We start from the raw sequence: 14,235 nt of genomic DNA, 5'->3' as shown, positions 1-14,235 counted from the left end.
AAACACTAATTAATATGCCTCACTAATTATTATTTTAAGTTGGCTAAGAGAATAACGTGTCTGATCAGCAGGGATCAACCAACGGCTATATTAATCGTCTGGTTGTAAAAGCTATTGAAAAGAAAAAACATCATGAACAACATGTGGCAAACAAGAATAAGCCCAAGTTGGAGTATGTTCTATTCTCTCAATTCGACGTCCTCGATACCTTGCCGTCTAAAAACGGTAAAACAACGGTGTACCATCTGGCAAAGAAAAATGAACCAGAGAAACAGGTATGCTGCAAGGTCGTAAACGAGGAAGCGCCTGAACTTGCACGCGCAATGCTTATTGGCGAAGCCAGCCGCCTTGAGATATCCCAACACCCGAGTGTCGCGGAATTCATCAAAGTTGGTCATGAGTTTGACCGTCCTTATTTGATGTACGAGTGGATTACCGGTGAATCCTTAGCGGAGAAAATGACCCGCCATTCATCCAAAGGCTTTCGCCACGATCATATTGCCTGGCTGATTTATCAATTGGCTGGTGCGCTGGAGTACATGCACACTCGCGGTGTTTGCCACCTCGATATTAAACCGTCGAATGTGATTGTCGGTGAAGATGACAGTGTTCGTCTGATCGATTTTGGCGCTGCACGCTACACCGACGAAGCCGAAGGTCATGCGGAAGCCAGCTTGCAATATGCCTCACCTCTCTATCTTGAAAGCGGTGTTGCCAAGCCCCAGGATGACGTTTATTCCTTGGCTCTGTTAACCGGACATCTGTTTTTGGGTGCCATTTACGGCAATGCCTGGTGCCAGCAACTGACTCAGCGCAAGCGCCCGCGCTTAATTCCAAAACATGTCTGGTTGTTAATTAAAACGGTAATCAATAAGCCACGCGCTCACGGTTATACGGCCATTTCATTTGCACAAGATCTAGCGAAGATCGATGCAGATGCGTTGAAAGCTGACAACAGTGCGCCGATATTTACTAACCTGAGAAACGCGGATCTGGTGCTCACCCAGCGCCGTGGCTCAGACAAATTCGCCTTTGGTCGTTTCAAATATCTGGAAGCCGCCATGGTTGCCAGTGTTGTCGCTGTCACGGGTACCTACTTATATGATGCTTCACAACCGGACTGGCAGCCAGTACTCAAGTCTGAGCTGGTCAGCCCGGAGAAAGTCGTGCGCACGATCAAACCCGCACAAACCGCCGCATTCCTTGCTCAACCGCCTTGGAAAATTGAGAACGCCCTGAGCGATTCTTCAAACGATCTGGTTACCATGGCGCCTTACCGTGAAGCTTATCATGTGCAACAAAAGAAGCTGTTGGAAGTGTACGAGGATTATAAAGCGACACTGTATGAGCAACGTGATGATGCCTCACAGTTACCAGGTTATCTAGGCGACATTCGTCGTGATCTGGTCAAACTGCGTGAAGAGCTGAACCAAGACGGTGCCTTGTTTCCACAGGCTGATCGTAAGTTAACGGATGTTATGTCCAAACTAAATACGGTGGCGCTGCAGTCCCAGACCTTGACGGATTTTCTTGGTAAGAAAGATGATCAGCTCGCCCAACAGGTATTGGATGGTAATGCCGAATACGTCGATCAGTACATCAAATACGCCTGGCAATCACATCAAGCTGAGGCGTATTACTACAGCCAGATTCTACCTAGCCTGATTCTTGACAAAGTGTATGCGTCGGTCGATGACAATGCCAAGAAGCATTATTACTCCAAAGCGATAGCTGAAGTTGAAGCTGCCCGTAAGTTCTTTGGTAATACTGCTCAGCTCAATGCCAAAGCTCGCGAGCTGCGCGTCGCCAGAAGTGAATTTATCCTATTTAGCACGGTGACAGAACAGAACATATATGAGCCTCAGAAACTGAACGCGGCATTAAACGATTTGGAACAAAGCGCGCCGAAGAAATTTGATGAAGTGAGTGAGTTGCTTAATCGTATGGCGTCACAAGCTATTCAACAAAGCCATCAGAAATCGAAGCCTGCTCGTGGGGCTTTAGCGATACAGCGTGCGTTGCTGGATTACAACGTAGATGGCAGGAGCTAAGCATGGAATTGATTGCAATCGATAGCTTGTTGGCTCCGATCAGCGATGCTTCGCCATGTGGTGATGATGCACGTTACGAGTTCAGCTATGAAATGATGGAGTCGGAAGTTAAGAAATTCGGCTCATTATTCGGGGAGACGGTCGACTGGAATATCGTTAAAACCAACGCTGTTGAAGTTCTCAGTCATCACAGTAAAGACCTTAAAGCGTTATGTTATCTGGTCCGTGCGCTGGTGGAAGAAGCCAATGTGGATGGGCTAGAACAGGGCCTGACCCTGTTAGCGCGTTCGATTGAAAGCTTTGGCACTGGTCTCTACCCAAGCCGTAAACGCGGCCGTGACGGTGCAGTAGAGTGGTTAAATCATCAGATCAAACTGAGCCAACCGACGCTCGAGCAAGAGGCGTTAAGCTGGGAGCAACTTTCTCGTTGTAATGATTTAACGGAAGAAGTGCAGCGTCATTACGATAACGTCTTCAGTGATTCAGAAGCGGACTTCTACGAAATCCGTACCTCGATCAATGCATTGATGCAACGTGCGGGCTCTGACGTGGCACCGCAAACGGCGCCCGTCGCAGAAGCGCCCGCCGTGACTCCCGTCGCTTCTGAACCGGAACGTGCACCAGAGACGGCACCGGTTAAAACGGCGCCTGTTGCGGCACCGACTCCACCTCCGGTCAAACCGCAGCGCAAAGAAGTGGACGTCGATACCGACTTCTCTTCACCGACGGCTTCAAAACGTACGTTAAAGAAAGTGGCCGAAACGATGTTGGCGGCTGAGCCGACTGCGCCGCTGTCTTATCGGATTCATCGCCACCTTACCTGGATGGACATTGATGAACTGCCGGATCATCAAAACAACGTCACGCCGTTGAGCCTGGCGGTATCTTCTGATCAACAGTCGGAATACCGGGACAAAGCTAAACAGGAGAGTGATATTGATACCGTTAAGCGACTTGAGCGCACCCTAACAGATGCGCCGTTCTGGTTGACGGGTCATTACATGGTGTTCCAGATGCTCGACAATCTGGAACTTCATGAGGCCGCTCAGGCGGTCAAACAAGAGACGCAAAAATTTGCTAAGTCTCTGCCGGGCCTTGAAGCCCTTTCATTTAAAAATTCTGTTCCATTCGCTGATGAAGCGACGCTTGGTTGGTTGTCTACAAGCGATAGCATGTCTTCTGGTCAACAAGTGGTGATGCCAAGCATCGTCATTGCAGAAGATGATTCATTGTCGATGGACGATGTCACCCTCGAAAATTTGGGGGAACGTGTGGCAGAGGTTGCTCGTCGTCTGGAGCTTGATAGCTCAGGACGAGGGCAATTTATGTTGCATTTACAAATGGTAAAAGCCTACCACGGCGTAGGATTATTTTCTCTTTGCCTGCCTTATCTGGAAAAGGTCTGGACAGTACGTGAGGAAATGGATCTTGCCAGCTGGGAACCACATTTGTCTTTGCAATTGGATTCTCTTACCGAGAGAACCCTCAAAGAGCTGTATCCATCTAAGGAGCAGTTACCTGCAAAATATCAAGAGTGGGAAACAATTTATAACTAGTAACACGATTAGATAAGGAACTAATTATGTCACGCGATGGCTCGGTAGCTCCTAAAGAGCGAATTAATATCCGTTATGTTCCAGCGACTGGTGATGCGCAAGAAGACGTAGAACTGCCGCTGAGTATGATGGTTGTTGGTGACTTTACTGCACGTGCAGATGAGACACCAATCGAAGAACGTACGCCTATCAACATCGACAAAGATAACTTCAACGAAGTTCTGGAAGGCTACTCGCCTAACGTGAAAGTAAACGTTGATAACCGTCTGAGTGATGAAGAAGGTGCCCAACTGGCAGTCGATCTGACTTTCAAAGACATGAAAGACTTTTCACCTGAAACTATTGCTAAGAACGTCCCAGAGCTGAACGGCTTGTTGGAACTACGTGAAGCATTGGTTGCACTGAAAGGTCCACTAGGTAACGTTCCTGCGTTCCGTAAGAAGATTGCAGCAGTACTTCAGGACGAAGAAGCACGCAAGAAACTACTAGAAGAGCTGAGTCTTGGTGGAAACCAAGATGCGGATAAAGCAGAGTAAGAGGATATTATGACGGCAGAAGCTCAAGCTCCAGAACAAGAAGCAGCCCTTGCGGAATCAGGTTCACTTCTGGATAGCATTCTAAACGAAACGCGCCTTAAGCCTAGCGATGAAGGTTTTGATGTTGCTAAGCGCGGTGTTGAAGCGTTTATCGGCGAACTACTAAGCAACAGTGCATCTGAAAAAGTTGACCAGTCTCTGGTTGACTTGATGATTGCTGAAATCGATCAAAAATTGTCTACGCAAGTTGATGCAATCCTGCACAATGAAGAAGTTCAGGCAATCGAATCAACTTGGCGCGGTCTGAAGTATCTGGTGGATCACACTGACTTCCGCGAAAATATTCAGATCGAACTGATTTCTGCGAAGAAAGACGAAGTTCTGGACGATTTCGAAGACGCTCCAGAAGTGGTTAAGTCTGGTCTGTACAAGCAGATCTACACTCGTGAATACGGTCAATTCGGTGGTAAACCAGTTGGCGCGGTGATCTGTGATTACCAGCTTTCTGCTGCTACACCAGACATCAAACTGATGGAATACATGGCGAACGTAGGTGCGATGTCTCACGCTCCGTTCATCACGTCTGCTTCATCGAAGTTTTTCGGTCTGGACAGCTACGAAGAGCTGCCTAACCTGAAAGATCTGAAAGCGGTATTCGAAGGTCCTCAGTACGCTAAATGGCGTGGTCTGCGTGAACACGAAGATGCTCGTTACCTGGGCCTGTGTACTTCTCGTTTCATGCTACGTAACCCGTACTCAGTTGAAGACAACCCGATCAAGGCGTTCGACTACAACGAGATGGTGACTGACAATCACGACCACTTCCTGTGGGGTAACTCTGCGTACGCGATGGCGTCAAAGATCAGTGAATCGTTCGCGAAATACCGCTGGTGTCCGAACATTATTGGTCCTCAGAGCGGCGGTGCGGTGTTTGACCTGCCAGTATACAACTACGAGTCAATGGGTCAGATCGAAACTAAGATCCCAACAGAGATCCTGGTTTCAGACCGTCGTGAGTTTGAACTGGCAGAAGAGGGTTTTGTTGCTCTGACCATGCGTAAGGGTTCAGACAACGCAGCGTTCTTCTCTGCGAACTCTATCCAGAAGCCAAAAGTGTTCCCGAACACGCCAGAAGGCAAACAGGCTGAAATGAACTACAAGCTGGGTACTCAGCTGCCATACATGTTCATTATCAACCGCCTGGCACACTACATCAAAGTTCTGCAACGTGAGCAGATCGGTTCTTGGAAAGAGCGTTCTGACCTGGAAATCGAACTGAACAAGTGGATCCGTCAGTATGTTTCTGATCAGGAAAACCCGCCAGCAGAAGTTCGTGGTCGTCGTCCACTGCGCGCTGCGAAAGTAGAAGTGTCTGATGTTGAAGGCGATCCAGGTTGGTACCGTGTATCAATGTCTGTACGTCCTCACTTCAAGTACATGGGCGCAAGCTTCGACCTGTCACTGGTTGGTAAGCTGGATCAAAACTAAGATCGTTTCATTATCAATAAGAAGCGGTCAGCGCAAGCTGGCCGCTCTTTTTCAGAGTTCAGTATGGAAAAAGGCTATCGTCTTCTGGAGCGTATCGAGCTCGGAGAACCGAAAAACTGCTACGAAAAGGTAGTATCACATCAACATTTGGTTGAATCCATTCATATACACCTCGCGGACTTACTGAATACGCATGCGGGGAATGCAATGATAGACAATGACTACGGTCTGCCGGATTTCAACGATGTGCTGTCCACCAACACCAATCTGGTGCGCCATATTCAGCAGAATATCCGCACGACGATTGAAAAGTTCGAACCACGATTAAAAGGCATCGAAGTGTTTCACCGGGATGATTTTCACAACCCGTTGCAACTCAGCTTTGGCATCAGTGGTGAAGTGACGCACAACGGCGGCAAAGTGCCTATGTCTATCAATGTGTTCATGGGTGTCGACGGACAATTTAACGTTTAGTCTTAGGAGCAAGCTTTCGTGAGCAGCAGTAAATATTTTCAGGATGAGCTGACCTACCTGCGTGAAGCAGGCAGTGAGTTTGCCAAATACCATCCCAAGCTAACCAACTTCCTATCAGAAGGAACCTACGATCCAGATGTTGAGCGTCTGATGGAAGGCTTCGCGTTCCTGACCGGACGCATTCGGGAGAAAATCGACGATGAGCTACCGGAGCTGACGCAGTCGCTGATGACGCTGCTCTGGCCGCATTATATGCGCTCTGTGCCGTCGATGTGCATTACGGAACTGTCACCCCATGTCGGGAGCGTGACTGAGCGGACGGTGATTGCTCGTGGTGCTGAAATGGCCAGCGAGCAGGTTGAAAGCACGCAGTGCCTGTTCCGGTCGTGTTATGATGTCGACTTATACCCGGTCCGTCTGACCGGAATTGAGCAGGCGAATAGCCGGACCAGCTCAACTGTGGATGTGTCTCTGTCGACAGAGCATGGCCTGGAGTTGTCTCGTCTGAAAATGGACTCACTGCGCTTCCATTTGCACGGGGAAGTGCATATCACCCGCACGTTGTATCTCTGGCTGTTCCGGTATTTGGATTATGTTGAACTGGATGTCGGTGGTGGTTACAAGCATCGCCTGCGTGCAGATCAGATCAAGCCGGTTGGGTTTGCCGAGAATGAAGCGATCTTGCCGTACAGCAAAAATTCCTTTTCTGGCTACCGGTTGCTGCAAGAATACTTCTCTCTGCCTGAAAAGTTCATGTTCTTTGATGTGACAGGTCTGGAATGGTTAAAAGGTATTCCTCAACGATCGACACTAAAGTTTTCTTTTGTATTTAAACGTGCGCTGCCATCAGAAGTTGTGCTGAAAGATAAGCACTTCAAACTGCACTGTACACCTGCGGTCAATTTGTTCTCTATTGATGCGGATCCGATTCGCCTTGAGCATCGTCGCAACGAATACAAAGTGCGTCCACAGACCAACAGTCAGGAGCACTTCGAAGTTTATTCGATTGAAGAGGTTCAGAGCTGGAGTAAAAGCGAGCGTCGGCGCAAGAAACTGATCGAATTTGAATCGTTTGAGCATCAGATCAATCAGCGTGACAAGCGTGAGTTCTACAAAACTAAAGTGGGCGAGCGCATCAACGGCCGTGGTCTGGAGCGTTATATTTCGTTCCACACACACGACAGCGGCATCGCTGATCTGGGCACAGAAACCGTTCTCATGAAATTGGTGTGCAGCAACGCAGACCTCGCTGAGCGACTGTCAGTCGGGGACATCACATACACCACTCACAAGTCGCCAACCTACGCTACGTTTCGCAATATCACTAAACCGACCCAGTCGGTCAGCCCGCAGATCAACGGTGAATTACAGTGGCAGTTGATCGCTAATATGTCACTCAACTACTTGTCACTGGCCAATATCGATGTGCTGAAAGTTCTGTTATCGACGTATGATTTTCATTCGCGTGTCGATCGTCAGGCTCACCGTGCGTCGATTCACCGTCTTGATGGGATACGCTCGTCGGAGATGGAGCCGATTGATCGTGTATTCCGTGGTGTTGCTGTGCGTGGTACTCAGTTTAATCTGATAGTGAACTCCAGCTACTTTGTGAACGAAGGTGACATGTTTCTGCTAGCCAGCGTGTTGAATGAGTTTATCCGTCTCTATTCGAGTCTCAACTCGTTCACGGAGCTGGAAGTCTTTGATGAGAAAACCGGTGAAGTCTACCACTGGCCTAGTCTCCCTGGTAAACAGACAGTGTTATGATCAATCAGATTTCAGATAAAGCTTACGAGTTCAGCTTTTTCCAGGCTGTATCGCTACTGGAAAAACACTATAAATCTGACAGCAGTGTCGACTTTAGCGGGGTCGGTGAGAACAAGTACTTTCATCAGGAACGCATTCGCTTTAGCGTGTCTGCCAGCTTGGCTTTTCCCAAGAGTGATATGGACTTTGTCACTCATATGGATATGGCTGACGAAGCCTATACCCGGGTCGAGGTCAACTTTCTTGGTCTCCACGGCTCTAGCTCACCTCTGCCGTCCTCGTACACGGAAAAGCTGGCAGGCAGGGAAGAAGAAGATAACCCGGTTAAGCAGTTTTTTGACTTCTTTCATAACCGCTATGTCTCGATGGTTTATCGGGTATGGAAAAAGTACCGTTACCACATTCAGTATGAGAGTGGCGCTCAGGATCCGTTTTCCAGCCGTATGCTGCATTTACTTGGCCTGTCCAGTGTCATGCAGGAAGCAGAAGCGGCGGATTTGGACAGAGCGAAGCTGTTGTCCTATGTTAACCAGTTATCCACCCGGACCCGTTCACCTAAACTGATTTCGGGTATTGTTGCGCACTATTTCTCACTGCCTAATGTGTACATTGAGGAGTGGGTGTTCCGCCGGATCGAGATACACCCTAGCCAGCGCAATCAGCTTAATCAGATGAATTGTCAGCTCGGACAGGACTTTCACTTGGGGCAGAGCATGCCGGACCTGGTGGGTAAATTTAATCTGTGTATCGACGAAATTGATTTCTCCACCTATCAGGCGTTTTTGCCAGGTAAGAAGCAGCATGAGACGCTGGTGGGCTTGATTCGCTTTATTTTAAGAGACCCGATGGCTTGGGATTTAAAAATGCGAGTTAAGTTAGATACCGTGCCTCAGAACAGTCTTGGTCAAGGGGAAGGTAATGTGCTCGGACAGACGGCGTGGCTGGGTATTCCAACGGAAGATGATACTCAAATCCGGCTTATCGGTAGTGTATAACAGACGAAAAAAACCGCCGTTTCCGGCGGTTTTTTATTATCGGCTTACAGGTTGGTGTAGTACGACCGTGGTATGCAGTGACTTGATGCCACTAAAGGATTCAATCTCATTCGCCAGGTAGTGGATCGACTGGAGATCGGGAGCCTCAATTAGCGCAATAATATCGTAGGTGCCACCTACGATACTGGTCGAACGAACCTCAGGAAGCTCTTTGAGAGCTTCCGTAACGTCATTTTTCTTACCCTTTTCACATGATATCAGCAGGTAGCTGGCTGCCTTACGTCCTTCGTTTTCTACGCGGATTTGAGCAGTGTACCCTTTGATGATCCCTGTTTTTTCCAAGCGGTTAATGCGCTCTGCGACGGCAGTGCGCGATAAACCGATGTTTCTGGACAAATTAGCAATGGACTCTCGACCGTTTGACAAAAGGTTAGACAAAATCTTACGGTCCAGCTTATCCAAGCCTTGTAGATTCATATTTGACATTATAATCCTGCCTTTGCGTTGCTTTTATTGTTATGTGTTTATTTATAATTAGATAGATTCGGGTAACGTAAAGTTGTACAGCTCAGGCAACGTAAACGGATTCTTCTGCGTGAGCGGAGTAATGCGCATACGGAGATCGCGGCCAGACACTTTAATATCACTGACGAAGCTACCATTGTGGGAATTTGTTAATGTCGAGCTGCCCAAAAGACGATACACCGCCCATTGGCCATTTTTGCTCAATACGTGCTGCTTGCCCTCATCCGTCACATCCTGGATGGTGATGCTGACGCTGAAGTCGCCGCTTTGTGGTGGCCATTGCAGCTCTTTCACCAGGCTTGGTCCCTGATAATAGTTAATGCTGGTGTCGGCAACCTTAATTGTGGCGCGGATAGCACTGGAGTCCAGATCCAGAACTTTAGCACTGAACGGAATATAGAAACGGTTGGTACTCTTATTGATCAGGGTATCGCGAATCACGTTGTAGTTTTTCAACTGAACCAGCAGTTCTGGCGATAATGGCATGACCTCACCGTCGACACGTTTCGGTGTCCACAGGTTGGTGTCGTAGAACGGAGCGAAGTTCTGCTGGATAAAGGTATCCATGATGCCACCCTGAGCGAACAGCAGCTCAAAGTCTTCAAGAGAGATCTCGTCGGTTGCGGTGAGATCGAACGGATACTTGTTGAGGCCAATCTCTTTAAACTTGCTGTAAACTTCACTATACCACTTGGTTTGAATTCCCTGAGATGCTTCGGTAATCATAACAGACCAGGTTTGGTTGACGATGTCCATCAGCCAAGAACGCACCGGTTCTGGTGACTTTTGAGCGATCTGTTTGAGACGGATCAGCGGATCGGCTTCCGAGCTGTTCATCCGTTTGCGCGTTGCGGCCAGGGCGGCCATTTGGGCATCCGGTGAGTCGGCAATATCTTTAACGTAAGAGCGCACCTGGCTCAGAGCGGTAATGGTCTCTTCCCAAGGGGTAGGGGAGTTCGGCGTCTCGTTAACTTGCAGTTGGTTCAGCAGGCGGAACGCTTGTTCTACACGCGACATCAGCAGGTAATCCGGCTGGACAACGTCTTCTGCCGCACCTTTTGCCGCTTCCACTGCATCATTCAACAGAGGCGCTTTGTTTTTCAGCAGTTCGGTCTTATCACCAGTAGGAGAGAATTGTGTATTGGTATACACCTGCTTCAGAACGGTAGTCATCGGCGATGACGGACCCGAAATCAAATCGATGGCATTGGTTAAATCACCAATGTTGTTGTATCGCTTCACTTTCAGCTCGCTGAGTGCATTTCGCCAATAACTGATGTAGTCATCGGTGTATTTCTTACGTACCTGCTCTTTGAAGCTGTCTTGTTCCTGCTGGGTAGGGATGACGTTATCTGACAAGCCCAGCACCCAGTTGTCGGCGATGACGTTCTTCGACATCAGATCCACACGTGGGCGATAGAACGTGGTGAAACCAGTGGAGGTGTACACTTTGCTGATGGTCAGACGGTTTTCGTCGACACTGTCGTTGAAGACGTTAGTAAAATCGAAGCCAACGGCGCGTTCGATATCCAACGTACCCAGATCGATTTCATCTGCCTGATCCAGCATCTGTGCGTAAACGAGATCGACGTTCGAGTTGGACAGCAGTTGTCGACGTGTCGCACGTACCAGATCCATATTGATATTAACCGGGGCAAACTGCGTTCGGAAGTAGGCATCAAGATACGCCATGGTTTGTGCCGTCATCTCGTTGCTACCCGTCAGTGAGCTGACCACTAACGCGGTTTTCTTACGCAGATACGCCATGTCGCGCTTGGCTGGATCTTTCAGCATCAGGTAGCCTTTGAGCAGCGGCAAAGCACGAGTAGGTTTGTCTTGTACTTTGGTTAACTCAAGACGGTAGCCTTTTTCAATGACAGGCATCAGGTTCGTTGAGATACCATCCAGCAGAGTGTTGTAGGCCAGTTTAGTCGTGTCTTCCAAACGGCTGATCTTCATCGTCGATAGCTCTTGGTCCAACGCCTGGTTACCAGTTAGCCACGCCGCGTAAGACGGAGCGATAGACTGGTTGGCATTCAGCAATTGAGCATTGAATGAGGATACTTGATCGTCGCTTTCTTCAGTGCCTTCTACCCCAATCATCTGGTTCATCACATTCAGGTTACTGTCCAGCACCTGGAACAACAGATAGCCGCCGCCAAGAATGATCGCGACACTCGCAGCCATTGACAGGTAGCTGTGACGTTGGATACGACGCAAGTAGGTCTTGTTCTCGCCGGCGAAATCGGCTTCTGGCAGAATCTGCGATTCAACCAGGAAGCGGGTGAAATACGGAGTTTCACTTAGGTGAGAGTGCTCCGACGCGATAATTGGCAGGTTGAAATAGTTACTGCAACTTTTGGCCAGCAAGTTGTATTTTCTACCACCTTGTAAGTTGGAGCTGAAGAACACCTCTCGAATATCCAGACAGTAGCTGCCGTGATTCAGACTATTCAGCCGTTCGACCACATTACGTACTTCTCCCTGACACAACTCAAACTGCTTAGGAAAGGCCAGAATGGCTTTTTTCTCATCCACATTGTTGGAGTGAGAGGACGAATCCAGTGCGTTGGACTCCATCACTTTGACCAGATTGGTGAAACTGTCATTGAAGTAGTCGATCATCGCACCTTTAGCATCTTTCAATGGAATGCTCAGGTACTCGATCGCTGTTTTCAGTGGACTGAAGTGCACATATTCTTTAAATCCATCCAGTTTATCCAGTTTCGACATCACCAGATAAAGAGGAATGGCGGCCGCCGTTTCCTGACCAATGTATTCCAAACGTTGTAACAGTGCGGTCAGGGTGTAATCGACCTGCTCGTCTTCATGGACAATCAGAAACTCAAAGTCGATGAAAAACAGACAGCCGCTGAACGGTTTACGTGGACGGAGTCGGATGACTTCATTGACCAATGTATGCCACAGCGCGGAATCGGCACTGGATACTTCCTGAAAAACCAGACGGCGGTCTGGTTTGATGTAGATAGCAGAGTCGGACTCGTACCATTCAAAGAAATCATTCTTGATGGTGTTGGGGCGGTCCATCGGCTTTATCGCGTTAGAAGTGTGCAGAAACTGGGCTTTACCGGAAGACTTATTACCCAAAATCAGGTAAATCGACTTTTTACTGGCCCGCTGAAGCAACGGACGCAACACCATCGACAGCGTTTCTTCTTCGGTTTCCAGTTGTTGTGATTTTTGTTGACGGCGCTTCTTCACCCACAGAATTGTGTTGAAAATCGCGTAGATGACCAAAATCGCAGCCAAAGGTCCGTATAAGTACCAGGCACTGCTTTCTGCAAACCAGACAAAATACACCGTCAGGGTGATCGCTACCCCAATCAATGCCAACAGTGTTGATAAAAACACTGGGTTCCTAACCAAATTCTTCTTGAACATAATCTAAGTTTCGTTCTGACGTTGTTGTATATAGTTATTGAGCGGTGGCGGACTGTTCTTGTTGCAGCTCCACTTTTAACTCATTGAGTTTGTGTTGATAGATATTCAGTAAACGCTGAGACTTTGCGACTTCTTCCGGCATTTGATTTTGAGCGGCATATTCAATGCGGCCCAGTAAAGGGAAGAGGGTATTACTGTAACGATAGGCTCTTTCTATGCTGGCTTTGTCGTTGTTTTTCGCCTTGGCGTTTGCAAATACGGTGCGTGCTTGTTTGAACTCGGCGCTGAGTTTCTGATATTCCGCTTCCAGGTCCGCGCGGCTCTGTTCGAATGTTGCTGATAGAGACTGCGCCGATGATGAATCGGGGTACAGTTCAGTGACGGTTTGTGTGACGCTACCGATGTCATCAATTTGACTGACGCGGATAGGGTCGAGATCCCAGCCGTTTACCAACGCGGATACGCGTTGCAATAGCGTATCTTTGATGGCTTGTTTCGTGGAATTGTCCTCAAGCTTGATGGCATTGGCCAGAGGTACCAACTGATTGATCGACGCAATCTCTATTTGCGTCTTCATTGCCTCAACTCTTCTGTCCTGATAAACAAAATGGCTAAACAGAGCAACAAGAATCACAACGGCTAAAGCTGCCATGAAGAAACCCATTCCTGAGCGCTTTTTTTCTGGCTCTGAAGCCGCAGAGGGTGAGACGTTCACTGGAGTCGCAGATGTCGGTGATGGAGAGGGTAACACATCCATCTTCATCATAGGCTGCGAGCGAGGTGCAGGGGCTGGCTGAGCAACAGAAGCGGTTTGTTGTTTTACGGCTTCTTCTCGCTTAGCCATTTCGGTTTTGAGCTGTTCAATCCACTGCGTAAAAATGCGTCGAATCGCGCCTAAAGAAGGGGCTTTGATACCGTAGTGCAGACGCAGCTCTTCTTCTATCTTGAGGGTCAATCGATGCCCTGCCTCAATAAGGGGAAGATCCTGCTCAGAAGGATTGATGTGTTTTTGGCGACGTTCCGCGTATTCGACAAACCACTCGATGGAAGACATGCGGGCATTGGCCTTGTCTTCCGTCGGGTAGCCGGAGTGCCAATACACCACGCATAAATCGTAGATGGCGTTAAGACCTTCTACCAGGCCTTTCAGGCCATGATTATTGGTGGCAGCGACACCGAAGTAACACGCGCAGCGAAAATCCTTTCCATGTTGTGTCAGAACCTGTTTTGATAGTTCTTCCACTTTTTTCCATGAAACACGGCCAGTAACTTTGTTGATGTTGTTGATTTGACGTTTAATTTCGTCAAATTCTTCTAGGCCGTTTGGATTAATGCCACTGGGATGCTCATGATCTATCGGTCGACGAGCAAAATCCGAGAAGTACATATAAACCCTACCAAACTGATGTTATTAGCTTTTATTAATATAAATACATTAGCC

Annotated in this window: 10 protein-coding genes; 7 read left to right on the top strand and 3 right to left on the bottom strand. The window is 48.3% G+C overall.

Annotated elements, in window-relative coordinates; translation table 11 throughout:
- Window positions 1-56: 56 nt before the first annotated feature.
- The 7 genes from CAG64_RS14950 (at window position 57) to tssG (ending at window position 8,867) form a co-directional block, all read left to right on the top strand.
- Window positions 57-2,051 (top strand): serine/threonine protein kinase, encoded by a 1,995-nt coding sequence (locus tag CAG64_RS14950; RefSeq protein ID WP_021704974.1) that lies wholly within the window; start codon window positions 57-59, stop codon window positions 2,049-2,051.
- Window positions 2,052-2,053: 2 nt separating this feature from the next.
- Window positions 2,054-3,607 carry a type VI secretion system protein TssA gene (gene tssA / locus CAG64_RS14945; RefSeq protein ID WP_161457332.1) on the top strand — a complete coding sequence of 518 codons (1,554 nt, stop codon included), beginning with the start codon at window positions 2,054-2,056 and terminating at the stop codon, window positions 3,605-3,607.
- A 26-nt stretch (window positions 3,608-3,633) separates the two neighbouring features.
- Complete coding sequence (tssB, locus tag CAG64_RS14940; protein WP_021704976.1) at window positions 3,634-4,143, top strand: type VI secretion system contractile sheath small subunit; 510 nt, start codon at window positions 3,634-3,636, stop codon at window positions 4,141-4,143.
- Between the two features lie 9 nt (window positions 4,144-4,152).
- Window positions 4,153-5,631: a type VI secretion system contractile sheath large subunit gene (gene tssC / locus CAG64_RS14935; protein ID WP_021704977.1), complete on the top strand. Its 1,479-nt coding sequence runs from the start codon at window positions 4,153-4,155 to the stop codon at window positions 5,629-5,631.
- Between the two features lie 63 nt (window positions 5,632-5,694).
- Entirely contained in the window at window positions 5,695-6,105 is a 411-nt protein-coding gene (tssE, locus tag CAG64_RS14930; protein ID WP_021704978.1) for a type VI secretion system baseplate subunit TssE, read from the top strand.
- Window positions 6,106-6,123: 18 nt separating this feature from the next.
- Window positions 6,124-7,872, top strand: a complete 1,749-nt coding sequence (gene tssF, locus CAG64_RS14925; protein WP_161454627.1) for a type VI secretion system baseplate subunit TssF — start codon at window positions 6,124-6,126, stop codon at window positions 7,870-7,872.
- On the top strand, window positions 7,869-8,867 hold the full coding sequence (gene tssG, locus CAG64_RS14920) for a type VI secretion system baseplate subunit TssG (protein ID WP_161457331.1): 999 nt from the start codon (window positions 7,869-7,871) through the stop codon (window positions 8,865-8,867). Before tssF ends, tssG begins: the two co-directional genes overlap by 4 nt.
- A 36-nt stretch (window positions 8,868-8,903) precedes the next feature.
- Here tssG and CAG64_RS14915 read toward each other — a convergent pair whose 3' ends face one another.
- The 3 genes from CAG64_RS14915 to CAG64_RS14905 are packed head-to-tail and all read right to left on the bottom strand — an operon-like array spanning window position 8,904 to window position 14,181.
- Window positions 8,904-9,356: an AsnC family transcriptional regulator gene (locus tag CAG64_RS14915; RefSeq protein ID WP_161457333.1), complete on the bottom strand. Its 453-nt coding sequence runs from the start codon at window positions 9,354-9,356 to the stop codon at window positions 8,904-8,906.
- Between the two features lie 45 nt (window positions 9,357-9,401).
- Window positions 9,402-12,794 (bottom strand): type VI secretion system membrane subunit TssM, encoded by a 3,393-nt coding sequence (gene tssM / locus CAG64_RS14910; protein WP_161457330.1) that lies wholly within the window; start codon window positions 12,792-12,794, stop codon window positions 9,402-9,404.
- A gap of 34 nt (window positions 12,795-12,828) precedes the next feature.
- Window positions 12,829-14,181, bottom strand: coding sequence for a type VI secretion system ImpA family N-terminal domain-containing protein (locus CAG64_RS14905; RefSeq protein WP_161457329.1), 1,353 nt, complete (start codon window positions 14,179-14,181; stop codon window positions 12,829-12,831).
- Between the last annotated feature and the right edge of the window lie 54 nt (window positions 14,182-14,235).

It is taken from the genome of Vibrio sp. V38_P2S17PM301 (assembly GCF_009904845.1).
In the GTDB taxonomy this organism is placed as follows: domain Bacteria; phylum Pseudomonadota; class Gammaproteobacteria; order Enterobacterales; family Vibrionaceae; genus Vibrio; species Vibrio proteolyticus.
Note: the sequence above shows the minus strand (reverse complement) of the source record. Positions and strands in the feature narration are given on the sequence as shown.